This window comes from Mesorhizobium sp. B2-5-13, from assembly GCF_006440535.1.
Classification (GTDB): domain Bacteria; phylum Pseudomonadota; class Alphaproteobacteria; order Rhizobiales; family Rhizobiaceae; genus Mesorhizobium; species Mesorhizobium salmacidum.
Map to the genome: position 1 here is coordinate 141588 of NZ_VFUI01000006.1, position 25585 is coordinate 167172.

The window sequence follows — 25585 nt, forward strand, 5'->3', positions numbered from 1 at the left end:
GCCACGCTCCTGACACCACGGTGGGCCTTGCCTGACCAGGCCGATGAACGCACAAATGCGGATCGGGGCCAGCGGCCCCGATCCATCACGGCACCCCTTGTGCCGTATCAGACGCAATCAGTCTATTTGCAGGAAACCGGGCCTACTTGCAGGAAAAACCGGGCGCGATCTTGCACTTGCCGGGACGCGGCTTGTGCGGCGGGCGGTGGTGCGGAGGACGGTGATGAGGCCGGTGGTGCCAGTATGGCGGCCGATGCGGCGCGCCTACGATGATAACCGGCGGATGCACGACTTGGGCCCGCGAGAGATAGCCGGAGCTGGCCCAGCCGCTGACACCGCCGCCATGGATCCTGCACCAGCCAGGCTGGCAGCCGGTCACGTCAACCCGGAAGCCGGCCGGCAGCGTCCCGACCTTGGCGTATTCCGCGCCAGGCCCGGTACGCACGTTGAGGCTGGTCGTGGTATGGGCGCCGTAGGCGAAGGCAGCGGCGGACGTCCCGAAGACGGCGTCCAGAATGGTCGCTATCGCAAGCAGAAATCGAAATCTCATCGGTCCCTCCATCGAGTGCCGGCCGTTCGACCGCTTCGGCCGGGACAGCATCGCAACGGGAGAGGCCGCGGCAAGAAAAGTCAACAAGCTGCCAGGGCCGATCACCACGATCACCGTTCCTGCGTGGAAGTTTCCCCTGATATAGTGAGGAGTTTTCCTCACACTGTTTATCGGCGCGCCAACATCCGCTAACGATTTACTATCTTTCGGCAACTCATCGCGGACTGGGGTGGTGATCATGGGCAAAGGCAGGGTCGAGGCATTCACCGACGGCGTGGTGGCGATCATCATCACCATCATGGTGCTGGAACTGAAGGTGCCGGAAGGCGAGGATTTTTCGGCGCTGCTGCCGCAGTGGCCGATCTTCCTGTGCTACGTGCTCTCCTTCATCAATGTCGGCCTCTATTGGAACAATCTGCACAATATGTTCCACACCGTGCAGCGTGTCGACGGCCACGTGCTGTGGGCGAACCTGCATCTGTTGTTCTGGCTGTCCCTGATGCCGATGACGACCGCCTTCATGGGCGAGAACCATTTCGCCACGGTTCCCGTCGCGGTTTACGGTTTCGACCTTGTAATGTGTGCGACCGCCTACAGCATCCTAGTCATTGCGCTGCATCGGCTGCATGGGCCGGATACCGCATTCGCCAAGGCGATCGGCCGCGACCGCAAGGGAAGGATTTCGCTTGCCGCCTACATAGCGGCCGTTGGGCTGACCTTCCTCGACCGGTGGATCGGCGTCGCGCTCTATGTCGCCGTCGCCCTGGTCTGGCTGGTCCCGGACACGCGTTTTTCGCGCGTTCTCGAAAAATAGCTCTTTGTCCAGCGCAATTCCCTAGGGAAAGCGTTATGCGCTTTTCCCGGGAAAACTGCCTCACGCCTCTCCTGGAATTGCTTAACCGCGCATCGCCTTCAGCTTCTCCGCCACGGAAGCGGCAAGGTCGGCATAGCGCTCTTCCAGCCGCTCCGCCGCCTTGATGATCGAGAAATCATGGCCGAACTTCTCCAGCGCCATGCGCAGCTTCTCGACGAACTCCGCTTGTTTTTCCAATGCGGAGAACAAGGTTTTCACCTGGGCTTCGCTGATATCCGGGTTGGCCAGCATCTGTGGCACCTCGCGCCCCATCTGGTCGCCGGTGGCGGTCTGCTCCTTCAGAATTGCAACCCAATCCGTCAATCGCAAATCTCCCTTTTGGCATCGCAGCATGCGCAGCCACGACCGGACTGGTCAACCCGACAAGCCCGACGGCGGCTTGCACAAGCCCGTTCCGGCGCTAAGTTCGGCGCCATCGAAAAAGGAAAGCATCGCCGATGATCCCCGATACCGAGATCCAGACCGCCTTGCCCGCGCTTGGCCAAGGCAATACCGCCGTCATCACCGGTGCCGCCAGCGGCATTGGTCTTGCGGCGGCCAAACGGCTGGCGCTGATGGGCATGAAGATCGTGCTCGCCGACATTGGCGGCCCGCGCCTCGACGATGCCTCGCGAGTCGTTGCCGCGATTGCCGGCGACGACGCCGTGCTTGCCGTTGCATCGGACGTGTCGAAGGCCGATGAGGTGGATCGTTTGGCCGACCGGGCATTCGGCGCCTTCGGCGCCGTCTCGCTGCTGATGAACAATGCCGGCGTCGGCGACAACCCGGGAAAACCCTGGGACAACCGCGACGGCTGGAAACGGCTGCTCGACATCAATTTCTGGGGCGTCGTGCATGGCGTCGAAGCCTTCGCGCCACGCATGCTCACATCGGCCAAGCCGGGCCTGATCGTCAACACCGGCTCCAAGCAAGGCATCACCACGCCGCCCGGCAACCTCGCCTACAACGTTTCCAAGGCCGGCGTGAAGACCTTTACCGAGGGCCTGGCGCATGCGCTGAGGAATGAGCCTGGCGCCCGCCTGTCGGCGCATCTGCTCATCCCCGGCTTCACCTATACCGGCCTGACCGAAGGCGCGACGGAAAAGCCGGCGGGAGCGTGGACCGGTGAGCAGGTGATTGATTTCATGCTGGAATCGCTGGTCAGGGGTGACTTCTACGTCCTGTGTCCCGACAATGAGGCCGCGCGGCCGCTGGACGAAAAGCGCATGGCCTGGGCGATCGGCGACATTATCGAAAACCGCCCTGCCTTGTCGCGCTGGCACCCCGACCACAAGGATGCGTTCGCGGCGTTCATGAAAGGCTGAGCCTCAAGCCACGCTCTTTTTCGCGCCCCGCTTCTGGGCAACCGCCTTCTTGGCCGCCATGGTGGCGATCTTCTCGTCGTGCCGCTTAGCCGCCCGCTCGCATTTGGCGCGGATCTCCTGGACCTCGGCTTCAGTCAGGTGCTCGATGCCGATGAAGGTGTTTTTGGCCGCGCTGACCCGTATCAGCTCATCGAGCTTGGCCTGGATCGCCGCGCCGTCGCGATTCTGGGTGTTCTGGATGAGAAACACCATCAGGAAGGTGATGATTGTCGTCCCGGTGTTGATCACCAGTTGCCAGGTGTCCGAGAACGCGAAGAGTGGCCCGCTTAGTCCCCAGACGATGACGATCAGGCAACAGAGTGCGAACGTGGGCGACAGGCCAGCAAGGTGAGCCACCCGGTTGGCGATTTTGGTGAAAAGTTTCTCGATCATGAACTCCCTCAGACAGCGCGGCTCCGTGTGGGCACAAGAGGAAACAACCAGCAGCCATTTCAGGTTCCCGCGGGCAAAAAATACAACCGATGCAATTAAATGCACGCGAAGCGCGCATTCGGCACAAAACACACCTTATCGGTTCAATGTCATGGTAGCCGCGCAGGCAAGAGCCTGTTCCTTCCGCTTTACAGCGGGTTACCTCCAGCCCCTTCCGCCGCGCCACCCCCGCATGGCGGAAGGGGTTTCATTCCGGAGAGCGTCAAGAATAGTTCCCTGCGCAGCCGTGACGGCGAGGCCCAAACCGTTCTCCACGGGAGTTAAACGGCGTCGTTTTCCCAGCGGTCGAGGAAGGCTTCGATCGGCATTGCCTGCATGTCGGGAACCGCCCTGGCGAGTGTCTCGACCGGCCAGTCCCACCAGGCGAGAGCCTCGATGCGTGCCGCTATTTCAGGGGCAAAGCGCAGCCTGATCGGCTTCGCCGGCACGCCGGCGACGATCGTGTAGGACGGCACGTCCCGCGTCACCACCGCATTGGCGCCGATGACCGCGCCATTGCCGATGGCGATGCCAGGCAAGATGACCGCGCCGTGGCCGACCCAGACATCATTGCCGATGGTCACGGCCTTCGATCGCCGCCGGTCGCGAAACGCGGCATCGACACCCAGCCAGCGAAAATATTCGTTCGGCCGATAGCTGACCTTGTGCTGGGTCAGCCGCTCGATCGGATGTTCCAGCGCGTTGATGCGGCTGTTGGCGGCGATGGAACAGAATTTGCCGATCGTCGTATAGATCGCCTCGGCATGACGTTCGAAATAGGAGAAATCGCCGACGATGACCTCGCGCAGCACGACGCGTTCGCCGATCACGGCATAGCGGCCAAGCTTGCAGCCCTTCATCTCCGCCGTTGGATGGATGCGCGGCTCGGGGTCTTTCGCGACGAGATCTTCGGAACGGTCCATGCCGGCGGCTTTACGTCAGGTCGACTGGTCCCGCAAGCAGGAGCCGATCATCGTCAGAGTAGCACCAGGAAGAGTTCGCCCGCCTATTTCGGCTTGCTGTTGCTCCACACCACGTTCTGGCCGTAGAGCGGCACCGTCGTAACCGACATCTTGGCCGAGCCGTTCTGCACCTGGCGCGAGTGCGACAGATAGATCAGCGTCTCGTTCTTCTTGTCGTAGATGCGGTTCACCACCTGCTTCTTCCAGATCAGGCTGAGACCTTGCTTGAATACCTCCTCGCCGCCCTCGCTCATGTCGATGTCGCCGATGGTGATTGGCCCGGTTTGGCGGCAGGAAATCGAGGAGTCGCTGGGATCCTCGAACCAATTGCCCTTGTGCAGGCGGTCGATGATGCTTCGGTCGAAATAGGAGACATGGCAGGTCACGCCATCCACCTTCGGGTCCTTGATCGCGTCGATGATGATGTCGTTGCCGACCCAGTCGACGCCGACCTTGCCGACTTCCTCGGCAACGGCGCTACCGGCGCCAAGCGCAACGCATGCCGCCAACGCGCCGCCGATCAGTTTCCGCCCAGTCAGTTTGAGCCCAATCAGTTCGAGCAAAGAAGCCTCCTCGGTTCGAGTTGCCGGTCTCAGGTGGGGCGGGCTGTGCGGCTTTGCAAGCAGATGGGTCAACACCACAGCGGTTGCGGCAACGCGGCACTTTGCCTGTGCGAGGCTGAACCGCTAAGACTATGGCCGAACAAGGGGCGCACGGCTTTGGCTGGCGCGCCATGACATTACAGACGGACTTTTCTGATGATGCGTTCTATCCTGGTCGGCATTCTCGTCCTGATGGCCGCCGGCATCGGCTGGCTGACCTTCGACTGGTATCGCGGCCACTATGGCGGCGAGCCGTTCGGTGCGGCGTTCACCCTGGTCGACCAGAAAGGCGCACCGATTACCGAGGCCGCTTTCCGGGGCCAGCCCAGCGTCGTCTTCTTCGGCTTCACCCATTGCCCTGAAGTCTGCCCGACCACGCTGTTCGAACTCTCCGGCTGGCTGAAGACGCTCGGCGACAACGGCAAGAACCTGCACGCCTATTTCGTCTCGGTCGATCCGGAGCGCGATACACCGCAGGTCATGAACGCCTATGTCAGCAATTTCTCCGACCGCATCACCGGCATTACCGGCGACCCTGACAAGGTCCATGCCATGGCCAAGGCATTCGGCATCTACTGGAAGAAGGTCGACACCGGCGACGGCGACTACACCATGGACCACACCGCCTCGGTGCTGCTGCTCAACGCCAAGGGCGACTTTGCCGGCACGATCGCCTATGGCGAGAGCGCCGACACCGCCGTGGAGAAGCTGAAGCGCCTCGCCGCGAACGGCTGACCAGAATTCACATGACCCAAACGCGGCTCCATTTCACCACCGGAAAGATCGAGGCCGAGCGCATCTTCGCGGCGCTCGAAACGTCCTTCGAGGATGAAGGCCTGCCGATCGCCGTGCTGGAGGTCGACGAAGACGCCGACATCCATGAGGTCTCGCTCTATGCCGATGGCGACGTCGACGCGGTTGAGGCGCGGCTGAAGGACATTCTCGCCGGCCTCGCCTTGTCGAGACCGGTCGAGCGCGAGGCGCTGCCCGACATCGACTGGGTGGCACGTTCCCTGGAAGGCCTGAAGCCGGTGCGCGCCGGCCGGTTCTTCGTCCATGGCGCGCACGACAGCAGGAAGCGCCATAGCGGCGAGCTCGCCATCGAGATCGAGGCGGGCCTTGCCTTCGGCACCGGCCATCACGGCACCACCGCCGGATGCCTCGAAATGCTGGAGAAAGTTGTGCGGCGCGAGCACCCGCGCAACGCGCTCGACCTCGGGACCGGCAGCGCGGTGCTGGCGATCGCCGTCGCCAAGCTGGCGCATATTCCGGTGCTGGCCACCGACATCGATCCGGTGGCGGTCAAGGTCGCCGCCGCCAATGCGCGGCTGAACCACGTCAAGGCGCTCATCGAGACGGTGACCGCGCCGGGCTTTCATCACCCGATCTTCGCCAGGCGCGCACCCTTCGACCTCATCGTCGCCAACATATTGGCGCGGCCGCTGATGCGGCTCGCGCCGCAAATGGCAGGGCATATCGCGCTTGGCGGCTCGATCGTGCTGTCAGGCATCCTGGACCGCCAGCGTGATGCGGTGGTATCGGCCTATGTCGGCCAGAATTTCCGCCATATCAGCACCTTACACCGCGAAGGCTGGGTGACGATCCACCTCAAGCGCTGAGGCCGGCAAAGCCATTGCCGATCAATGGTTGTCGGCAAGGCACCGCCAAGAGAATGCCGGCGCCGTCAGGCCAAGTCTGGACCAGCCCCATTTGGTTGTCAGCCAGGCAATGCTGTAGCAGGTTGCGCCAGCCGGAAATCGATTCCGATTTCCAGGCCCATGCGCTACGGTCAAGCTGATATCAGGAGGCCCATCATGTTCCAGACCTTCGATTCCGCGGGCGATCCGGCAGTCGGCAAGCCACGCGTGGCGTTGCTGCGCCAATGGCTCAGCGACAATGGCCTCGATGGCTTCATCGTTCCGCGCGCCGACGAGCATCAGGGCGAATACGTCGCCGATCGTTCTGCACGGCTGAAATGGCTGACCGGCTTCAGCGGCTCGGCCGGCGTCGCCGTCGTGCTGCGCGACCGCGCCTTCGTCTTTGTCGACGGGCGCTACACGCTGCAGGTGCGGGGCGAAGTCGACCTCGGCATCTTTTCGATCGAGAGCCTGGTCGACAATCCGCCCGCTGTCTGGCTCAGGGACAACATTGGCAAAGGGGCGCGGCTGGGCTTCGATCCCTGGCTGCACACGATCGGCGAGGTCAAGGCGCTGCAGGCCTCCGCCGACAAGACCGGCGCGGTGCTGGTGCCGTTAGACAGGAACCCGATCGACATCATCTGGAAGGATCAGCCCGCCGCACCCGTAACCCCGGTCGAACTGCACCCGATCGGCTTTGCCGGCGAGCTCGCCAAGGACAAGCTGGCGCGGCTGGCAACGGCGATCGGCAAGGACGGCGCCACCCATGCGGTGCTGACCGACCCCTCCTCTATCGCCTGGGCCTTCAATATTCGTGGCGGCGACGTCCCGCATACGCCGCTGGCGCTCGGCTTCGCCATTCTCGCCGCCGACGGATCGCACCAGCTTTTCATGGATCGACGCAAGTTCTCGCGTCAGGTGGCGGCCTACCTCACCCAGCTCGCCGATCCGCGTGAGCCCGGCGAATTCGAGGCCGCGATCGTGGCGCTTGCCAAAAGCGGCGCGAAAATCGCGCTCGATCCGGTGCTGGCGGCCGACCGTCTGCGCGTGCTGGTCGAGGACAATGGCAGCACGGTGATTGCCGCGCCCGATCCCGCCCGTATTCCGCGCGCCACCAAAAACCAGGCCGAGATCAACGGCTCACGCGCCGCGCATCGCCGCGACGGCGCGGCGGTGGCCAAGCTTTTGTGCTGGCTCGACCGGCAGCAGCCCGGCTCCCTCGACGAGATCGCGGTCGTTACCAGGCTCGAAGAGACCCGCCGGCAGACCGGCGAGGAAACCCAGATGCCGCTGCGCGACGTCTCCTTCGACACTATTTCCGGCGCCGGCCCGAACGGCGCCATCATGCATTACCGCGTCTCGCGCGCCACCAGCCGCAAGCTGCAGGCTGGTGAGCTGTTCCTGCTCGATTCCGGCGCGCAATACCAGGATGGCACCACTGACATCACCCGCACCGTACCAATCGGCCAGCCGACCGAGGAGATGCGCGAGCGCTTCACGCTGGTGCTGAAAGGCATGATCGGCATTTCGACGCTGCGCTTCCCCGCCGGCACGCGCGGCTCCGAGATCGACGCCGTCGCCCGCATGGCGTTGTGGAAGCATGGCTGCGACTTCGCCCATGGCACCGGCCATGGCGTCGGCTCGTACCTGGCTGTGCACGAGGGTCCGCAGCGCATCGCCCGCACCGGCACCGAAAAGCTGCTCGAGGGCATGATGCTGTCCAACGAGCCGGGCTATTACAAGGAAGGCGCCTACGGCATCCGCATCGAGAACCTCATCCTGGTGACGCCGGCCGAACAGATCGAGGGCGGCGACATCGCCATGCACGGCTTCGAGACGCTGACGCTGGCGCCGATCGACGTCAGGCTGGTGCGATCGGACCTGCTGACACGTGACGAACTGCACTGGCTCGACACCTACCACGCCCGCGTGCTGTCCGAGATCGGTCCGATGCTCGACGGCGAAACGCTCGCCTGGCTGGAAAAGGCGACAGCACCGCTGCCGCACGACGCGAAGATTTGAATTTTTGAGGCGCTGAAGGGCGATGCGCCCTACCCCACGAACTGCCGTGCCAGGATCAGCGCCACCGCGCCCGCCAGAAACATCGCCATCAGCCCGCCACGCAGCGAAACCACCGCCGTGACGACCAGGGCTGCCCACTCCGCCGGTCCGGCATTCAACAGTTCCGGCGCCACCAGCGTCGTCAGCACGGCAGCCGGCACGGCGTTGAGACCGGCTTCCACGCGCGGATGGATGTGATCGAAGCGGGAGATGACCAGATGGCCACCGATGCGCGTGAGATAGGTCGCGATCGCGCCGGCGATGATGATCCAGAATGTTGTGCTCATGACCTTGCCTCCACGCCGCTGTGGCGCGGCGGCAGAATGACGGCGAGCAGCACGCCGGCGACGGCGCCTATGGAGACGTGCCAGGGCGAACCCACCGTCTTGTAAGCGACGATCGAGGCGCAGGCACTGGCGACGACCACCGGCAACCACAAGGGGCGCTTGCGGAAGCCCATCACGAGGCCGAGGAAATAGATCGGCAGCAGGAAATCGATGCCCAGCGCATGGGTGTCCGGGATGAGCTTGCCGAACAGCGCGCCGAGCGCGCTTTCCACGATCCAGAACAGATAGACCGGCAGGCCAAGCCCCAGATACCAGGCGAAGCCGACCGTTTGTCCGGATTGCGCCCGCGCCTCCGCGACCGCGAATTGCGGGTCGGTGAGGATGAAATAGCCGAGAGCCTGCTGGATGACAGGCCAGTGCGCGATGCGCCGGCCGATGCCGGCGGAATAGAGCACGTGGCGGAAATTGACGGCGAAGATCGAGAGCACGACCAGCCACGGCGCGACATGCTGGCCGAACAGCTGGATGCCGACCATCTGGCTGGCGCCGCCATAGACCAGCGCGCTCATCAGGAAGGCTTCAAGGACCGAGAAGCCATTGTCGACGGCGAGCGCGCCGAACAGCACGGCGAACGGCGCCGACGCCACCACGACCGGCATGGAGAGCCGTACGCCCTGCCAGAAATCGCTTTTGCCGCCGCTCTCAGAAATCACGTCCGTCGCCATCGGCCACTCCTGATGCATGTCGCCCAAAACTGCGTAGCGGTTTTGGGACAACGACATGCACGACAACAAAAGGAGTGGCGGTATTTAGGTGGCATGGGTTGCCGTGTCACACGAATTCGCTTGAGCCAAACGATCAGCGGAAATGATCGTCGACGCTTGCGTGGAAGCTCAGTCCTTCGCGGTCTTGCCCTCGATCGCCCTGCCCCAGTCGAGCAGCGGCTTGGCGCGCAAGGTGAAATCGACAAGTTCCTCGACCAGCTCCGGCCCGTGGATACCAGCCGGATCGATCGCGTGGCGGACGGCGAAATGCCGGTTGCGGATGGCAGCGACAAGATCCTCGTCGGCGACCTCTTCGAAGCCGCGCGGCGTGCGTTTCATGCCGCCTTCGGCATCGAGTTCGAGGCCATTTTTCCTCAGCGCCGCCACCACGGCGCGAAACGTATCGGGATGGCTCGTGATGGCCTTGCGCATGGCCGTCAGCAGTTCCGGCGCCGGCTGCCACCAGGCGACGCCGGCAAAGCAGCGCTCAAGCCCGATACGGACGAAGAACACGCCCTGCTCCATCTTGGTGCCGTCCGGCGACAGGATAGCCGACAGATGTCGGTTATAGGGTCGCTTGTCCTTGGCGAAGCGCACGTCGCGGTTGATGCGGAACATCGACTTCTTGCGGTCGCCGCGCAGGCCGAGGCCGGCTTCCGCAAATCGCTGCGTAAGCGTGTCGACGAGATCGCCCAGTGGATCGCGCAATTCCTTTTCGAACAGTTCGCGGTTCTCCAGGAACCATTCGCGGCTCTGGTGGAAATCCAATGCCTTCAGGAACGGAATTGCCTTGGAGCCGAACCCCTTGAACGCTTCGCCCGTCACGACTTGCCGACCCGCTGCAGCCAGGTGTCCTCGTCGATGACTTCAACGCCGAGTTCGCTGGCAAGCTTGAGCTTGGAGCCCGCACCCGGTCCCGCCACCAGCAGATCGGTCTTGGCCGAAACCGAGCCGGCCACCTTGGCGCCGAGACGCTCGGCCATTGCCTTGGCTTCGGAGCGCGTCATCTTTTCCAGCGAGCCGGTAAAGACGATCGTCTTGCCAGCGACCTCGCTGTCGGCCGAGACGGTGACGATATACGGCTTCGGTTTGACCTGCTCCAGCAGCTTCTCGAGCACGTCGTCATTGCGCTCATTGCCGAAGAAATCGCGCAGCGCATCGATCACCGTATCGCCAATGCCGTTGATCGATGGGAAGACGGCATGCGGATCCTCCGCCGCCGCCGTCTCCTTGCCGACGCGGATCAACTCCTCGATGGTTGAAAATGTCCGGGCCAACACGGCAGCCGTTGTCTCGCCGATATGGCGGATGCCGAGCGCGAAAATGAAGCGGTCGAGCTCCGGCTCTCGGCGCGAATCGATGGCCGCGAACAGCTTGTCGAGCCCCTCATAGTTGCGGTCCTCGACGCTGCGCACGTTCTTGCGGGTCTTGCCGGACGCTGCCTCGCGCTGCCTGGCCTGCTCCTCGCGCCGCTCGGCCAGCGCCTTCGTCACGGCGGGCCGGCGCTCCCTGAGCGTGAAGATATCGGCGGCGGTCTTGATCAACCCGGCATTGAAGAAAGTATCGATGTTCTCCGCGCCCAGCCCCTCGATATCCAGGGCGCCGCGCGACACGAAGTGGCGCAGCCCCTCCACGGCCTGCGCCGGGCAGATCAATTCGCCGGTGCAGCGGCGCCGTGAATCCTCCTTGCCGGTCTTTTCGTTGATCTCGCGCGTCGCCGGCGAGCCGCAGATCGGGCAAGAGTGCGGGAATTCGTACGGCACGGCATCGGGCGGACGCTTGTCGACGACGACGCTGACGATCTGCGGGATGACATCCCCTGCCCGCTGGATCACCACCGTGTCGCCGATACGCACGTCGATGCCGTCGCGGATCGGCTGGCCGGTGCTGTCCAGGCCCTTGATATAGTCTTCATTGTGCAGCGTGACGTTTTCCACCACGACGCCGCCGACCGTCACCGGCGCCAGCCGCGCCACCGGCGCCAGCGTGCCGGTCCGGCCGACCTGGATGTCGATCCTCTGCACGGTCGTCATCGCCTGTTCGGCCGGGAATTTGTGCGCGACGGCCCAGCGCGGCTCACCGGTGACGAAGCCCCAGCGGCGCTGCAACTCCAGCTGGTCGACTTTGTAGACGACGCCGTCTATGTCATAGCCGAGCGACGAGCGCTGCTCCTCGATCCGGTGATAATGCGCGACCAGCTCCTCGACCGACTTCGCCCGCACCATCAGCGGACTGATCTTGAAACCCCAATCGGCGAATTTCTGCACCGCTTCGTACTGCGTTGGTGCCGGATCCGCCGTCGTATAACCCCACGCATAGGCAAAGAATTTGAGATTGCGGCTGGCGGTGACGGAGGGATCCTTCTGGCGCAGCGACCCGGCCGCCGTATTGCGCGGATTGACGTAATCCTGGCCACCGACAGCCGCCGAGCGCGCCTTGAGCGCCTCGAATTCCGCATAGGTCATGTAGACCTCGCCGCGTATCTCAATGATCTCGGGCCAGCCCGAACCTTTCAACCTTGCTGGGATGTCGGCGATGGTCCTGAGATTGCCGGTGATGTCCTCGCCGACAGCGCCGTCGCCGCGCGTCGCCCCCTGCACGAACACGCCTTTTTCGTAACGCAACGACGCCGACAGCCCGTCGATCTTCGGCTCGGCGGTGAAGGCGATGTCGAGGTCCTTGTCGCGGTCGAAGAAGCGCCGGCCGCGCTCGATGAAATCGGCAACGTCAGCGTCGGTATAGGCCTTGGCGAGGCTGAGCATCGGCACGGCGTGGCGCACCTTGGTGAAGCCTTCCGCCGGTGCGGCACCCACCCTGAGCGAGGGCGAATCCTCACGCACCAGCCCGGGAAAACGCTCCTCGATGGCAAGATTACGCCGCCGCAGAGCATCATACTCCGCGTCCGTGATAACAGGCGCGTCCTCGGCATGGTAGCGCCGGTCGTGACCGGCGATCTCCTCGGCAAGGCGCTGGAGTTCGGCTTCAGCCTCGCTTTCGCTGAGCGAATCGACAGGTTTTTCGGCCATGCTTTTTGTCCCTGAACGGTGGCGCGTCACCATAGAGCATGATCCGGAAAAGTGGGAACCGGTTTTCGGAAAAGATCATTCCTGAACAGCAGGATGGAGCCATATCCTGACTCGCCCCATGACGCCGGATAGTCTCATGCCGCGTTTGTATTCTCGCGCAGCAGCCGCTCGGCGGCGGCGCGCGCCTCGTCGGTGATCGTGGCACCGGCCAGCATGCGGGCGATCTCCTCCTGCCGCGCCGTCTTGTCCATCTCGGCAATCCCTGTCGCGACCCGGTCGGTGCTGCCCGATTTGGAGATCAGGAAATGTGTCGCCGCGCGCGCCGCAACTTGCGGCGCGTGGGTGACGGAAAGCACCTGGACGCGCTTCGACAGCCGCGCCAGCCGCTGGCCGATGGCGTCGGCCACCGCGCCGCCCACGCCGGTGTCGATTTCATCGAAAACCAGTGTCGGCGCCGAACCACGATCGGCCAGCGCCACTTTCAGCGCGAGCAGGAAGCGTGACAGCTCACCGCCGGACGCGACCTTCATCATCGGCCCGGGCCGCGTGCCGGGATTGGTGCGCACCCAGAACTCAATCTGGTCGATGCCCTCCTCCTTGCGCGTCTCGGCCTCGCTCTTCATCTCGACGATGAAGGCCGCGCGTTCGAGCTTCAGCGCCGGCAGTTCGGCCATCACAGCCTTGGTCAGACCGACCGCCGCGGCATGGCGGAGCGAGGACAGCTGTGCGGCGGCGATGTCGTAGGTTTCGCGCGCGGCCGCCGCCTGCCTTTCCAGGCCGTGCAGGCGCTCCTCGCCGGCATCGAGATCGGCCAGATCGGCAACCATCGTGTCGCGCAGCTGCGCCAGATCGTCGACGGCGACGCTGTGCTTGCGCGACGCCGCGCGCAGCGAAAACAGCCGCTCTTCCGCTTTTTCCAGCCGCTGTGGATCATACTCCGTGGCCCGAAGCGCGGCCTCGACGCCCGATTGCGCCGCATCGAGCGACAACATCGCTTCATCCAGCGACTTGACCACGTCCTCGAGCAGGCCGGGCGCCTCCGTCGCCTTGCGCTGCAACCGCCTCAGCAGGCTGGCCAGTTGCGGCAAGGGCGAGGATGGACCCGACAGCACATCCTGCGCATCGTGGATTTCGGAGGCGATCTTCTCGGCGCGCATCATGTGGGCGCGCAGCTCCGCAAGTTCGGTTTCCTCGCCGGGCTGCGGATCGAGCTTGGTCAGTTCGGCGACCGCGGCGCGCAGATAATCGGCCTCGCGCGCGGCGGCCGCCACCTTGGCGCGATGGCGCGTCAGCTCCTGCTCGCAGGCGCGCCAGTGCCGCCATGCCTCGCCGGTCGAGCGGACGGCACCCAGATGGCCGCCGAAAGCATCGAGCACATCGCGGTGTGCGCCGGGATCGACCAAAGCGCGTTCATCATGCTGGCCGTGGATCTCGACCAGCGCGCGGCCGACGTCGCGCATCAGCGTCACACTGGACGGCTGGTCGTTGACGAACACACGGGTACGTCCGTCCGCCGTCTGCACGCGGCGCAGGATGACGTCGCCGTCATCCTCGATGGCGTTTTCGGCAAGCAGCGCGCGCACCGGATGGTTGCGCGGAACATCAAACACGGCAATGACCTGCCCCTGGGATGCGCCATGGCGCACTAGCGAGGCATCGCCGCGCGCGCCGAGCGCCAGCGACAGGGCGTCGAGCAGGATGGATTTGCCGGCGCCGGTTTCGCCGGTCAGCACGGAAAGACCAGGCTGGAAGTCGATGTCCAGCTTTTCGATCAGGACGATATCTCGGATCGACAGTCTGGAAAGCATGAGAAACCGGACCTATTGCATGCCGCCCAAAAAGTGGACCCGGTTTCGGGATAACGACAGGCACGAAAACAAAAAGATTTAGAGCGGCACCCGACAGTTGGAGTCGCAGCGCCGCACTATCTTTTTGTTTGAGCTTCGGATCAATCCGAAAAAGCGCGCTGCGCGCTTCGCTCGGAGGTCAGGCGCCGGTAATCAGCTTCCCGGCCTTGGATATCCACGATCCGGCATTCTCGCGCGGCGCCAGCCCATTGCTCTGCAGCAGCTTGTAGGAATCCTTGTACCACGAGCTGTCGGGATAGTTGGTACCGAGCACCGCGGCGGCCGTCTGGGCCTCCGAGGTCAATCCCATCGCGTAATAGCTTTCGGTCAGGCGCGCGAGCGCTTCCTCGACATGGCGGGTATTGGAATAGTTTTCGACCACTGTGCGGAAGCGTTTGACGGCGGCGATGTACTCGCGGCGTTCCAGATAATAGCGGCCGATCTGCATTTCCTTGCCCGCGAGCTGGTCGTTGGCAAAGCGGATCTTTTGCTTGGCATCGTCGACATATTCCGACGTCGGCCAGCGCGTCACCAGGTCTTGCATCGTCTGCACGGTCTGGCGTGCTTCCTTCTGGTCCTGCGTCACGTCCTTGATCTGGCGATAGTAGCTGAGACCAATGATGTACTGGGCGTAGGCGGCGTCATCCGTGGACGGATAAAGCGCCAGGTACCGCTTTGCCGACTGGATCGCGTCGTCGTAGCTGCCCTTTCGATAGTCGGCGAACGCGCCCATCACCATCGATTTGCGCGCCCACTCCGAATAGGGGTGCTGGCGGTCGACGGCGTCGAACTTCTTGCTCGCCTCGTCCAGGCGTCCCGCATTCATGTTGGCGAGGCCCTGATTGTAGAGAACGTCGGCCGGCTCGGTCTGGTCGACATAGGTCGACAAGTCGATATCTTTCTCCGACGACATGCAGGCCGACAGAAAGAGCGATGGAACAACCACCGAAAGCGCCAGGAAAACAGACCGCTGCGGCGCTTTCGATTGACCGACTCGCTTGAAGAACATGATTGGATTGCGCCCTTTCGGCGTTATTTCAATGCCTCTTGCATGCTGTTGTCCCAAAACTGATCCCCACTTTTGAGCGACATGCACTAATAGACGGCCGCAGCCATAAACCATAACCGCCTTGCCCGGCAACGCTATGTCCAGCCAATCGCACATTTTTGTGGCGGTGGACCGTGGCGTGAAAATCTATGCAATTTCGCTGACGGATGATGCATTCATGCAACACCCATGCCCCATGGAATCCGAAAAAGATTAAGAAAATCAGATCATCCAGGGCGCATAGAGCGGCGCGTTGACGGCGTTCATCTCGGCGGCCCGGCCACGCTCCCGGCGTGTCGTCTCGACGATCTCGAAGGCCGTGCGGTCCGACAGCAGGCGCCGCAGCGCGGCGGCGTTCAGCCTGTGACCGCCGCGATAGGAGCGGAAACAGCCGATGAAGCGCGCACCGGCCAGCGCCAGGTCGCCCATGGCGTCGAGCGTCTTGTGGCGCACGAATTCGTTGGGATAGCGCAGGCCGCCCATATTGATGACGCGGTTGTCATCACCGATCACCACGGAATTTTCCAGCGAGGATCCCAGCGCATAACCGGCGGCCCACAGCCGCTCGACGTCCTTCATGAAGCCGAAGGTGCGGGCCCGCGCGATATCGCGGCGGAAAATATCGGCATTGATGTCCGATGCGAAGAGCTGACGGCCGATCGCCGGGCTTTCGAAATCGATCTCGACCTCGAAACGGGTACCGTCATAAGGCCTGAACTCCGCCCAGGAGGCGCCGTTCTCGATGCGGACCGGCTTGACCACCCTGATATATCGCCGCTTGACGGCCAACACCTCGATGCCGGCCTGGTCGATGGCTTCGACGAACGCCATGGCGCTGCCATCAAGGATTGGGACCTCGTGGCCGTCGATCTCGATGACGACATTGTCGATGCCGAGCCCGAACAGGGCCGCCATGATGTGCTCGACCGTGGCGATGTGCTCGCCAGAGGGATCGCCGAGCATTGTGCAAAGGTCGGTGGCGCCGATCTCGGAGAACAGGGCGCGGAATTCGCGGCCCTGCCCATCGCCATTAAGGAGTTGGAACACGATGCCGGTATCGGCATCCGCGGGCAGGAAACTGATGGAAACTTCTTTGCCGCTGTGAACGCCGGTGCCTGTAAGCGACGCGCGCGTCTTCACTGTCGTCTGGTGGTCGTGCAAGACAATCCCCATGAGCCCGTAATGCCTAGGTCCGCTTCTCCAGCCCGAGGGCGCGGCTCTTGTTAAATCGGCAGGCAGGGCTACTTCCCCCGAAATCCCGGCATGCCGACTATGGTAGGCCGCGAAGATAATGTCCCGGCAAGGAGACTCCAAATCACGGTTTCTTACTCTTTGTAACCGCGAACTGGAACATGTACGGCACCATAACCAATTGATTATGCTGTATTTTAAACGTTAACAGGCAAGCAATTCCTTGCCTGCCTGTTAACAATTGTTACAGTCCGTTAACGGCTCAGTTGGCCTGGCGGCGCAGGAACGCCGGAATCTCCAACTGATCGTCGTCCTGAGTCGCCCTGGTCTGTGGTGTCAGGCGGCCCTGATCGTCCAGCTGACCGCGGCGCGGCGCGTAGAGCTGCGCGTCCTGGCTGGCGAGGCGGCGCACTTCCGGTGCGGCCTGGCGCAGTTTGGGCTCGCGCGGTTGCGCCGGCTGCAGCCGTGCAGGTTCCTCTTCGCGACGGGTCAGGCCATTGGTCAGGCGTTTCAGGAGACCCATCGGGCCGCTGTTCTCATGGTCCACCGGACGGCTCTTGGCGTCGACCTCGGCCTTCACGACCGGCGGAAAGTCCTCGACGCGCGGCATGCGCTGCGGCGCCATCGCGACCGGCTGCTGAACCTCACGCAGCATTTCGCGCGGCTGCGGAGCCGGCTGCATCATCTGCTGGACGACCGGCTGCACCATCGGCTGCGGCTGTGCGGGCGGCGCCTGGAAGATCTTGCTCTGCGGGCGGAAATCGTCCGCATGGGCGACCGGAGCCGGACGAGCCTGCGCCATGGCCGCGGCATTCGCTTCGGCCAACTGGATGGCTTCGGCAACCGGATCGGCGGCGCGTGGTTCATACACCGCCTGCTGGACCGGTGCCGGGCGGCTTTCCACCGGGGCGACGGCCGGCCGGGCAGCCGGCTTCGGCGGAGCGGTGCGGATCGAAATCGGCGCGGCGGCGATTTCAGCCGCCGACTTGTCGATACCGGTGGCGACCACCGAGACGCGGATGACGCCTTCGAGTTCCTCGTCGAAAGTGGCGCCCAGGATGATGTTGGCGTCCTGGTCGACTTCCTCGCGGATGCGGGTCGCCGCTTCGTCGACTTCGAACAGGGTCAGGTCGCGGCCGCCGGTGATCGAGATCAGCAGGCCCTTGGCGCCCTTCATCGAGGTCTCGTCGAGCAGCGGGTTGGCGATCGCGGCTTCCGCCGCCGCCATCGCACGGCCCTCGCCCGAAGCCTCGCCGGTACCCATCATCGCCTTGCCCATCTCGCGCATCACAGAACGCACGTCGGCGAAGTCGAGGTTGATCAGGCCTTCCTTGACCATCAGGTCGGTGATGCAGGCGACACCGGAGTAGAGCACCTGGTCGGCCATCGCGAAGGCGTCGGCAAAGGTGGTCTTGTCATTGGCCAGCCGGAACAGGTTCTGGTTGGGGATGACGATCAAGGTGTCGACGCATTTCTGCAACTCCTCGATGCCGAAGTCGGCCGTTTTCATGCGGCGCTGGCCTTCGAAGTGGAACGGCTTGGTGACGACGCCGACGGTCAGGATGCCCTTCTCGCGGGCCGCGCGGGCAACAACCGGAGCAGCACCCGTACCGGTGCCGCCGCCCATGCCGGCGGTCACGAAGCACATGTGGGTGTTGGTGAGATGGTCGAGGATCTCGTCGATGCACTCTTCCGCCGCGGCGCGGCCGACTTCCGGCTGCGATCCGGCACCGAGCCCCTCGGTGACATGCGCGCCAAGCTGGATCAGCCGGGAGGCCTTCGACATGGTCAGCGCCTGCGCGTCGGTGTTGGCCACGACGAACTCGACACCGCGCAGTCCGGCGGTGATCATGTTGTTCACGGCATTGCCGCCGCCGCCGCCGACACCGAACACGGTGATGCGCGGCTTGAGCTCGGTGATGTCCGGCTTCTGCAGATTGATGGTCATTGTCTCCGTCCTTTGCCTTTCACGCCGCTTCGCCGCAGCGGCCGCCTATGGGGCTGTCCCCGTCAATTAGAAACTGTCTCTCAACCACTGACCCATGCGATGCAGTTTTCCACCAGTTCCGGTCATCCTGAGACCGGAAATGCCTTTCGCCGGATGGCTCTCGAAGCTCGCCATCTGCGGATAGATCAGAAGCCCGACAGCGGCCGAGAAAGCAGGACCTTTCGCCGCTTCGGGCAAGCCCGCCACGCCGAGCGGGCGACCGATGCGTACATTGCGCCCCAGGATGCGGCGCGCCGCCTCCGGCAGGCCGGCCAGCTGGCTGGCGCCGCCGGTGAGCACGACGCGCTTGCCGACCGCATTGCCATAGCCGGACTTGTTCAACCGGTCGCGCAGGAGTTCGAGCGTCTCGTCGATGCGGGCGCGCACAATGCGCGTCATCACCGAACGCGGGATCTGCAGCGGCACGTCGCCATCGTCGCCGATCGGCTGGATCGAGACCAGGTCGCGGTCGTCGGCACTGCCCGGCAACGCCGAGCCGTGCATCACCTTGAGCCGTTCGGCGGCATCGAGCGAGGTCGAAAGTCCCTTGGCCATGTCGAGCGTGACATGGTTGCCGCCAATGGCGATGGCGTCGCCATGAACGAACTTGCCTTCCGAAAACACCGAGATCGTCGTCGTGCCGCCGCCCATGTCGATGCAGGCGGCTCCGAGTTCCAGCTCGTCGTCGACGAGTGCCGCCAGCCCGCTGGCATAGGGCGTCGCCACCATGCGCTCGACCGACAGGTGCGAGCGATTGATGGAAAGCTCCAAATTGCGCATCGGCGCGGCATCACCGGTCAGCACATGCATGTCGACGCCAAGCGTGTCGCCCACCATGCCGCGCGGATCGCGCACACCGCGCTCGGCATCCAGCGAGAAGCCGACGGGCAGCGAATGGACCACCTCGCGCTCGGCCTTCAGCGCCTGCTTGGCGCCGGCGCCGAGCACGCGCTTGATGTCGGCCTCGTCGGCCTCGTGGCCACCAAGGTTGATGGTGGCCGAGAAGCTTTCGCTCTTCAGCCGTCCTGCGGTCATGTTGACGATCAGCGAATCGACCGTCAGCCCGGCCATGCGCTCGGCGGCGTCGACGGAAAGGCGGATAGCATGCTCGGCACGATCGAGATCGACGATGACACCCGACTTCACGCCTTGCGATTTCTGGTGGCCGATGCCGATGACCTGGATGCGGTGCGAGCGGCCGCGCAGGAGCTTGCCGTCATCGTTCGGCTTGAGCTTGGCCACCATGCAGCAGACCTTGTTCGAGCCGACATCCAGCACCGTCAGGGTGCCCGACCGGCGCGACGAGGCATCGCCAGAACCGCCAAGCCAGCTCATATCTTCGTCTCCGGCTTGCGTTTCAGGGTTTTCGGCTTCTCGTTGAGCGCGGCTTCGCGCTGCGTCGCCGCCTGTGGCGTCAGCTCCACGACCAGCCGGTCTGTCAGGCGCATATCGACGGCGGCGATGTCGCGCGACAGCAGGCCCTTGTCATGGTCCATCTTGACGAGCTCGGCGAGCGCCTGTTCCTCGTCATCCTCGGGTAGCTTGATGGTGATGCCGTTGTCCAGCTTCAGGTCCCAGCGCCGCTCGCCGACGCGGACATAGCCTTTGATGCGACTGGCAAGGTCAGGATACTGTTCGATCCTGGCCAGGAAATCGGGCGCCTTGGCGGGCGCGCCGGTACCGATCAACAGCGGCAGGAGCACCTGCTTGCCGCCCGAGAACGGCGCGATGACAGCGCCATCCTTTTCGATGACGGAGAGGTCGTTGCCCTGCTGCCAGAGCGCGAAAGCCGCGCGCTCCTCGACGCGCACTTCGAGCGTATGCGGATAGACCTTGCGCACCGCGGCGACCTGGATCCACGGCAAGGTCGCGATGCGCTCCCGCGCGGCCTCGGCATCGAAGCCGATCAGCGAAGTCCAGCCATCGAGTTCAAGCCTGTCGAGAATGTCGATCTCTGAAGTCTGACGGTTGCCGACCACCTTGACCTGATCAACGGCAAAGCCGGTGCGGGCGGTGATGCTTTGAATGATGCCGTCGGCATGACCGCCGAGGTAGGCGCCATAGGCCCCGCTCGAAGCCAGCAGCACCGACGACATGATCGCGACGGAGAACCGCGGCGCCTGGAATTCACCATCTCCAAGGCGCGTCAGGATGCGCACCGGGCGGCGAAGCACGCGCGGCAGGACGAAATGGTCCAACGACAATGGCAGGCCGAACAGCGACGGCCCGGCCGCGCCCCTCACCTTGCCCTGCCCCCATTTCAACGCAGACACGAAGCGTCCTCCACCATCCAACTCAACAGTTCACCAAACGAATGCCCGGCATGGGCGGCAATTTCAGGCACCAGAGACGTCGGCGTCATGCCCGGCTGAGTGTTGACCTCGAGCCATACAACCTCGCCATTTTCGGAGTGACGATCGTCATAACGGAAGTCCGACCGGGAAACGCCCCGACAGCCGACGGCTTGGTGAGCCTTGAGCGCCAGTGTCTGTATTTTTTGGTAAATATTCGGTGAAACTTTTGCGGGGCATTCGTGTTTTGATCCGCCCGCGACATATTTTGAATCATAGTCGTAGAAGGAATGGCCCGTCGGGATGATCTCGCAGACGCCAAGCGCCACATCGCCCATGACGGCGCAGGTCAGCTCGCGCCCATGGATGTAGCGCTCAACCATGACGGTATCGCCATATTTCCACTCGGACGACCCGATCACCTGCGGTGGGTGGGACTGCCCCTCCGACACGATGACGACACCAAAGCTCGACCCTTCGCTGACCGGCTTGACCACGTAGGGCGGCTTCATCGGGTGTTTGTTCTGGATAGAGAAGCGGTTGGCGACCTTCGATTCGGCAACGGGAACGCCGACCGATTTGACGATCTTCTTCGCCTGCTCCTTGTTCATGGCAAGCGCCGAGGCGAGCACGCCGGAATGGGTGTAGGGAATGCCGAGATATTCAAGGATACCCTGGATAGTACCGTCCTCTCCGAACGGTCCATGCAGCGCATTGAAGGCGACGTCGGGCGTGAGCTCGGCAAGCACCGAGCCGACATCGCGCCCGACATCGACACGGGTGACCTGATACCCTTCCTGCTCCAGCGCATCGGCACAGGCCTTTCCCGAAGACAAGGACACGGGCCGCTCGGACGAGAAACCTCCCAGCAATACGGCCACATGCTTGTTTTTCATTCCCCGTCATCCCCTCTCACGGCGGACCAAAATCCAAGATTTCCGCAACATTGAGTCCGAGTCTCCCGGCAGGTTGCCCCCCAGACGGAAAACGCGGGTAACGCGTCGAACGACTCAAATCAGGAAACGCTTTAGGGCAGAGAATCAGAGAGTTGATTCACTGGCAAGTACTTATGATTCCGAGAGATTCACTTTCTGAGAAAATGGATGCGAAATCCGTGTCGCTGAGTCTTTGCAGCAACGATTTCACGGCATTTTGATTCTGTTGAAGTTCACGCATCACGTGAACTTCAAGATGCGCTAAAGGAGCTGGCCGAGGAACTCCTGCACGGCATGCCCGGAGCGGAAATCGCCGATGCGCTTGATCTCCCACTGCAACCGGATGCCGGAATGCTCGAGCACCCGCGCGCGCACCGTCTCGCCGAGATATTCGAGATCGTAGCCGGTCGCGGTTCCGGTGTTGATCATGAAGTTGCAGTGCATCGGCGACATCTGCGCGCCACCGATCATTAGGCCGCGGCAACCCGCCTTGTCGATTTCCTTCCAGGCCGAGGTGCCTTCCGGATTCTTGAAGGTCGAGCCGCCGGTCTTCTCGCGGATCGGCTGCACGGTCTCGCGATGGTTCTGCACCGCATCCATCGCCGTCTTGATCACCGCTTTGTCCTCGGCAAAGCCTTCGAAAACGGCCGAGGTGAAGATCAGCCCGACGGGCGCCGCCGAATGGCGGTAGGCATATCCCATCTCGGCATTGCTCAGCGTCTGGACATTGCCCTTGCGGTCGAGCGCCCGCACCTCGACGACGTGCTCGCGCGTCTCGACGCCATTGGCGCCGGCATTCATCCTGAGCGCCCCGCCGATGGCGCCTGGAATGCCGTGGTAGAAATGGAAGCCGCCAATGCCGGCCTCGAGCGCCACCGCCGCCACACGCTTGTCGGGCGTGGCGGCACCTGCCTTGATCCTGATCGGGGAAATGACTTCAACCTCGCCAAAGCCCTTCGCGGTAAGCCTGACGACAAAACCCGGGATGCCGCCGTCGCGGACCAGAAGGTTCGAACCGACGCCGACGATCGTCAGGGGGATCTCTTCGGGAACCGCCCTTAGGAACGCCGCAAGGTCCTCCTCGTCCGCAGGCTGGAACAGCGCCTCGGCAAGGCCGCCTGCCCGGAACCAGGTGATCTTGTCCATCTCGGCATTCGGCGTGATGCGACCGCGCAGGCCGGCCAGCCGGTCGCCAAGTCTGTCGATCAGGGCCTGGCCGTTCATCATGAGGCGGCAAGCTCCTTCGGCAGAGCATAGGCCCATTGGGTGATATTGCCGGCGCCCAGGAAGACGACGAAGTCGCCGGGCTTGGCGATGTCACGGATGACGGGTGCGATATTAGCCGGACCCTCGATATAGCGGGCGTCGCGATGGCCACCGGCGCGGATGCGCGACACCAGCGCGTCCGAGGTCACGCCGTCGATCGGCTCTTCGCCGGCGGCGTAGACCGGGGCGACCATCACCGTGTCGGCATCGTTGAAGCTGGCGGAGAACTCATTGAACAGATCGTGCAGCCGGGTGAAGCGGTGCGGCTGGGCAATGGCGATGACACGCCCATTGGTGGCGCTGCGCGCCGCCTTCAGTACCGCCGAAATCTCGACCGGGTGGTGACCGTAGTCGTCGAACACGTCGACACCATTCCAGGAACCGGTATGCGTGAAGCGGCGCTTGACGCCGGCGAAGGAAGACAGGCCCTTCTTGATCGCCTCGGCGGAGAGGCCGAGTTCGTGCGCGACCGCGATCGCGGCCGTCGCGTTGGATACATTGTGGTGACCGGGCATCGGCAGGCGCAGGCCCGCTATCGTTGTCTGGCCGCGCCCCTTGCGGTCGCGGATGATGACATCGAACTCCGAGGTCGCCCCCGCCATGCGGTGGTTGGTGAAGCGCACGTCGGCCTGTGCGTTCTCGCCATAGGTGATGATGCGCCGGTCCTCGATGCGGCCGACCAGCGCCTGCACTTCCGGGTGATCGGTGCACATCACGCCGAAGCCATAGAAAGGCACGTTCTCGACGAACTGCCGGAACGCTTCGCGCACATTGTCGAAATTGCCATAATGATCGAGATGCTCGGGATCGATGTTGGTGACGACCGCGATGTCGGCCGGCAGCTTGAGGAAGGTGCCGTCGCTTTCGTCGGCTTCGACCACCATCCACTCGCCGTCGCCCATGCGCGCATTGGTGCCATAGGCATTGATGATGCCGCCATTGATGACGGTCGGGTCGAGCCCACCGGCTTCAAGCAGTGTCGCCACCATCGAGGTAGTCGTCGTCTTGCCATGCGTGCCGCCGATGGCAACAGCCTGGCGGAAACGCATCAGCTCGGCAAGCATCTCGGCGCGGCGCACGATCGGCAACAGTTTTTCACGCGCCGCCTTCAGTTCGGGATTCGACTTCTTGATCGCGGTCGAGACGACGATGACCTCGGCGTCACCGAGATTCTCGGCCTTGTGGCCGACGAAGCATTCGATGCCCTTGTCGCGCAGCCGCTGCACATTGGCGCTGTCGGCCTGGTCGGACCCTTGCACCTTGTAGCCGAGATTGTGCAGCACCTCGGCGATGCCGCTCATGCCGATGCCGCCAATGCCGATGAAATGCACGAGGCCAATGGTCTGCGGCATCTTCATGGGTGCGTTCCCTTCCTGAAATCCGATACTGTTTTGCGGGACGCAATAGCCTCTGTGAGGTCGGCGAGCAACCGTGCCGCGTCGGGCCTGCCGACCGACTTGGCCGCGGCGGCCATCGTCGCAAGCCGCTCCGGTTGGTCCATCAGGGCGCCGAGCAGTGCCGCGATACGCTCGGACGAAAGCGACGATTGCACATGCACTTCGCCGCCGCCAGCGGCAGCGAGCGCTGCCGCATTCGCTGCCTGATCGTGGTCGAGCGCAAAGGGATAGGGGACCAGCAGCGCCGGCCGGCCGATAACTGCGATCTCCGAGACAGTCGAGGCGCCGGAACGCGAGATCACCAGATGCGCCGCCGCAATGCGCGCCGCCATGTCGGTAAAAAACGGCGAGACCTCGACGGCGACGCCAAGCGCGGCATAGGCTGCCTTCACCCGCGCCACGTCGTCCGCGCGAGCTTGTTGAGTAATGACAAGGCGTCTGCGCTGTGCATCGGAAAGCAGCGCGACTGCCCCCGGCATCGCATCGGAAAAGAATTGGGCGCCCTGGCTGCCGCCGAACACCAGCAGGCGGAAAGGCTCATCCCTGGTTGAAGCGACGTAAGGTGTCCTGGCTGCTTCGAGCACAGCCGGCCTGACCGGATTGCCGGTCGTCACCGTCTTGGCGCCGGCCGCACTCTCATCCTGCGGCAGGAAGCCGCCGGCTATCGCATCGACACGGCCCGACAGCGCCCGGTTGGCGCGCCCCATCACCGCGTTCTGCTCATGGATCAGCGTCGGAACCTTGCGCCGCGTCGCCGCATAGAGCGGCGGCAAGGTCGGATAGCCGCCAAAGCCCACGACGGCCTCCGGCTTGATCCTGCCGATAATGGCGGAGGCCTGACGCACGCCGCTCCAGATTTTCCAGAAGGCGCCAAGCAGGGCGAAGGGATTTTTCGAGCCTAACGTCGCCGACTGGATCGGATGGACGGCCGCCGCCGGGAAACGGGCGGCAAACCGCTCGGCCCGGGTGTCGGTCGCCAGATGCACCGCCCAGCCGCGCTCGATCAGTTCGTGTGCCAGCGCTTCGGCTGGAAACAGATGTCCGCCGGTTCCACCCGCCGCGAGAAGGATAACGCCTCTGGCCAT

The 25585-nt window shown here is 63.6% G+C and carries 24 protein-coding genes; 5 read left to right on the forward strand and 19 right to left on the reverse strand.

Annotation, left to right across the window (positions count from 1 at the left end):
- Positions 1-142: 142 nt before the first annotated feature.
- Positions 143-550: an SH3 domain-containing protein gene (locus tag FJ434_RS12820; protein WP_140747433.1), complete on the reverse strand. Its 408-nt coding sequence runs from the start codon at positions 548-550 to the stop codon at positions 143-145.
- A gap of 238 nt (positions 551-788) precedes the next feature.
- On the opposite strand from FJ434_RS12820, the gene FJ434_RS12825 reads away from it, so the two are divergent.
- On the forward strand, positions 789-1364 hold the full coding sequence (locus FJ434_RS12825) for a TMEM175 family protein (RefSeq protein ID WP_140747436.1): 576 nt from the start codon (positions 789-791) through the stop codon (positions 1362-1364).
- 81 nt (positions 1365-1445) lie between these two features.
- Here FJ434_RS12825 and FJ434_RS12830 read toward each other — a convergent pair whose 3' ends face one another.
- Positions 1446-1727, reverse strand: coding sequence for a hypothetical protein (locus FJ434_RS12830; RefSeq protein WP_023792142.1), 282 nt, complete (start codon positions 1725-1727; stop codon positions 1446-1448).
- A 134-nt stretch (positions 1728-1861) separates the two neighbouring features.
- Between FJ434_RS12830 and FJ434_RS12835 the strand changes: the two genes are divergently transcribed.
- Entirely contained in the window at positions 1862-2728 is an 867-nt protein-coding gene (locus FJ434_RS12835; protein ID WP_140747439.1) for an SDR family NAD(P)-dependent oxidoreductase, read from the forward strand.
- Between the two features lie 3 nt (positions 2729-2731).
- Here FJ434_RS12835 and FJ434_RS12840 read toward each other — a convergent pair whose 3' ends face one another.
- From FJ434_RS12840 to FJ434_RS12850, 3 genes are all read right to left on the reverse strand, one after another.
- Positions 2732-3160, reverse strand: coding sequence for a low affinity iron permease family protein (locus FJ434_RS12840; protein ID WP_181165913.1), 429 nt, complete (start codon positions 3158-3160; stop codon positions 2732-2734).
- Between the two features lie 320 nt (positions 3161-3480).
- Entirely contained in the window at positions 3481-4122 is a 642-nt protein-coding gene (locus FJ434_RS12845; protein ID WP_140747442.1) for a DapH/DapD/GlmU-related protein, read from the reverse strand.
- A gap of 83 nt (positions 4123-4205) precedes the next feature.
- The gene (locus FJ434_RS12850) at positions 4206-4724 is read right to left on the reverse strand and encodes a CreA family protein (protein ID WP_140747444.1); all 519 of its coding nucleotides are present in this window, start codon (positions 4722-4724) and stop codon (positions 4206-4208) included.
- 195 nt (positions 4725-4919) lie between these two features.
- Between FJ434_RS12850 and FJ434_RS12855 the strand changes: the two genes are divergently transcribed.
- The 3 genes from FJ434_RS12855 (at position 4920) to FJ434_RS12865 (ending at position 8422) form a co-directional block, all read left to right on the forward strand.
- Entirely contained in the window at positions 4920-5498 is a 579-nt protein-coding gene (locus FJ434_RS12855; RefSeq protein WP_140502440.1) for an SCO family protein, read from the forward strand.
- 11 nt (positions 5499-5509) lie between these two features.
- A complete protein-coding gene (locus FJ434_RS12860) occupies positions 5510-6382 on the forward strand; it encodes a 50S ribosomal protein L11 methyltransferase (RefSeq protein ID WP_140502438.1) in 873 nt (290 codons plus the stop codon).
- Between the two features lie 195 nt (positions 6383-6577).
- Entirely contained in the window at positions 6578-8422 is a 1845-nt protein-coding gene (locus tag FJ434_RS12865; RefSeq protein WP_140747447.1) for an aminopeptidase P family protein, read from the forward strand.
- 29 nt (positions 8423-8451) lie between these two features.
- On the opposite strand, the gene FJ434_RS12870 is transcribed toward FJ434_RS12865, so the two are convergent.
- From FJ434_RS12870 to murG, 14 genes are all read right to left on the reverse strand, one after another.
- Positions 8452-8748: an AzlD family protein gene (locus FJ434_RS12870; protein ID WP_140747450.1), complete on the reverse strand. Its 297-nt coding sequence runs from the start codon at positions 8746-8748 to the stop codon at positions 8452-8454.
- Complete coding sequence (locus FJ434_RS12875) at positions 8745-9473, reverse strand: AzlC family ABC transporter permease (protein ID WP_140502434.1); 729 nt, start codon at positions 9471-9473, stop codon at positions 8745-8747. Before FJ434_RS12875 ends, FJ434_RS12870 begins: the two co-directional genes overlap by 4 nt.
- A 168-nt stretch (positions 9474-9641) precedes the next feature.
- Positions 9642-10337, reverse strand: coding sequence for a TIGR02453 family protein (locus FJ434_RS12880; RefSeq protein WP_140747453.1), 696 nt, complete (start codon positions 10335-10337; stop codon positions 9642-9644).
- Complete coding sequence (gene ligA, locus FJ434_RS12885) at positions 10334-12538, reverse strand: NAD-dependent DNA ligase LigA (protein WP_140747456.1); 2205 nt, start codon at positions 12536-12538, stop codon at positions 10334-10336. The genes FJ434_RS12880 and ligA overlap by 4 nt, the downstream gene beginning before the upstream one ends.
- A 134-nt stretch (positions 12539-12672) precedes the next feature.
- Positions 12673-14346: a DNA repair protein RecN gene (gene recN / locus FJ434_RS12890; protein ID WP_140747459.1), complete on the reverse strand. Its 1674-nt coding sequence runs from the start codon at positions 14344-14346 to the stop codon at positions 12673-12675.
- A gap of 178 nt (positions 14347-14524) precedes the next feature.
- Positions 14525-15394, reverse strand: a complete 870-nt coding sequence (locus FJ434_RS12895; RefSeq protein WP_140747755.1) for an outer membrane protein assembly factor BamD — start codon at positions 15392-15394, stop codon at positions 14525-14527.
- 261 nt (positions 15395-15655) lie between these two features.
- The gene (gene lpxC, locus FJ434_RS12900) at positions 15656-16606 is read right to left on the reverse strand and encodes a UDP-3-O-acyl-N-acetylglucosamine deacetylase (protein ID WP_140747462.1); all 951 of its coding nucleotides are present in this window, start codon (positions 16604-16606) and stop codon (positions 15656-15658) included.
- Positions 16607-16886: 280 nt separating this feature from the next.
- A complete protein-coding gene (ftsZ, locus tag FJ434_RS12905; RefSeq protein WP_140502428.1) occupies positions 16887-18572 on the reverse strand; it encodes a cell division protein FtsZ in 1686 nt (561 codons plus the stop codon).
- Positions 18573-18638: 66 nt separating this feature from the next.
- On the reverse strand, positions 18639-19946 hold the full coding sequence (ftsA, locus tag FJ434_RS12910) for a cell division protein FtsA (RefSeq protein ID WP_140747465.1): 1308 nt from the start codon (positions 19944-19946) through the stop codon (positions 18639-18641).
- Positions 19943-20884 (reverse strand): cell division protein FtsQ/DivIB, encoded by a 942-nt coding sequence (locus FJ434_RS12915; RefSeq protein ID WP_140715834.1) that lies wholly within the window; start codon positions 20882-20884, stop codon positions 19943-19945. The genes ftsA and FJ434_RS12915 overlap by 4 nt, the downstream gene beginning before the upstream one ends.
- On the reverse strand, positions 20872-21798 hold the full coding sequence (locus tag FJ434_RS12920; RefSeq protein ID WP_140747468.1) for a D-alanine--D-alanine ligase: 927 nt from the start codon (positions 21796-21798) through the stop codon (positions 20872-20874). Before FJ434_RS12920 ends, FJ434_RS12915 begins: the two co-directional genes overlap by 13 nt.
- Positions 21799-22098: 300 nt before the next feature.
- Positions 22099-23064: a UDP-N-acetylmuramate dehydrogenase gene (gene murB / locus FJ434_RS12925; protein WP_140747471.1), complete on the reverse strand. Its 966-nt coding sequence runs from the start codon at positions 23062-23064 to the stop codon at positions 22099-22101.
- On the reverse strand, positions 23061-24461 hold the full coding sequence (gene murC / locus FJ434_RS12930; protein WP_140747475.1) for a UDP-N-acetylmuramate--L-alanine ligase: 1401 nt from the start codon (positions 24459-24461) through the stop codon (positions 23061-23063). The genes murB and murC overlap by 4 nt, the downstream gene beginning before the upstream one ends.
- On the reverse strand, positions 24458-25585 hold the full coding sequence (gene murG, locus FJ434_RS12935) for an undecaprenyldiphospho-muramoylpentapeptide beta-N-acetylglucosaminyltransferase (RefSeq protein ID WP_140747479.1): 1128 nt from the start codon (positions 25583-25585) through the stop codon (positions 24458-24460). Before murG ends, murC begins: the two co-directional genes overlap by 4 nt.